Origin of the sequence: Stenotrophomonas maltophilia group sp. Smal12 (genome assembly GCF_037079935.1) — a bacterium.
Lineage (GTDB): Bacteria > Pseudomonadota > Gammaproteobacteria > Xanthomonadales > Xanthomonadaceae > Stenotrophomonas > Stenotrophomonas sepilia.
The window spans coordinates 1-927 of record NZ_JBAWUK010000116.1; the positions used below are offsets into that span (position 1 = coordinate 1).

The window sequence follows — 927 nt, forward strand, 5'->3', positions numbered from 1 at the left end:
TCATGAGACAATAACCCTGATAAATGCTTCAATAATATTGAAAAAGGAAGAGTATGAGTATTCAACATTTCCGTGTCGCCCTTATTCCCTTTTTTGCGGCATTTTGCCTTCCTGTTTTTGCTCACCCAGAAACGCTGGTGAAAGTAAAAGATGCTGAAGATCAGTTGGGTGCACGAGTGGGTTACATCGAACTGGATCTCAACAGCGGTAAGATCCTTGAGAGTTTTCGCCCCGAAGAACGTTTTCCAATGATGAGCACTTTTAAAGTTCTGCTATGTGGCGCGGTATTATCCCGTATTGACGCCGGGCAAGAGCAACTCGGTCGCCGCATACACTATTCTCAGAATGACTTGGTTGAGTACTCACCAGTCACAGAAAAGCATCTTACGGATGGCATGACAGTAAGAGAATTATGCAGTGCTGCCATAACCATGAGTGATAACACTGCGGCCAACTTACTTCTGACAACGATCGGAGGACCGAAGGAGCTAACCGCTTTTTTGCACAACATGGGGGATCATGTAACTCGCCTTGATCGTTGGGAACCGGAGCTGAATGAAGCCATACCAAACGACGAGCGTGACACCACGATGCCTGTAGCAATGGCAACAACGTTGCGCAAACTATTAACTGGCGAACTACTTACTCTAGCTTCCCGGCAACAATTAATAGACTGGATGGAGGCGGATAAAGTTGCAGGACCACTTCTGCGCTCGGCCCTTCCGGCTGGCTGGTTTATTGCTGATAAATCTGGAGCCGGTGAGCGTGGGTCTCGCGGTATCATTGCAGCACTGGGGCCAGATGGTAAGCCCTCCCGTATCGTAGTTATCTACACGACGGGGAGTCAGGCAACTATGGATGAACGAAATAGACAGATCGCTGAGATAGGTGCCTCACTGATTAAGCATTGGTAACTGTCAGACCAAG

The 927-nt window shown here is 48.1% G+C and carries 1 protein-coding gene; it reads left to right on the forward strand.

What is annotated here, in order from left to right; all coding sequences use genetic code 11:
- Positions 1-53 precede the first annotated feature (53 nt).
- Complete coding sequence (locus tag WDC87_RS21850; RefSeq protein ID WP_000027050.1) at positions 54-914, forward strand: broad-spectrum class A beta-lactamase TEM-116; 861 nt, start codon at positions 54-56, stop codon at positions 912-914.
- The last annotated feature ends 13 nt before the right edge of the window (positions 915-927 follow it).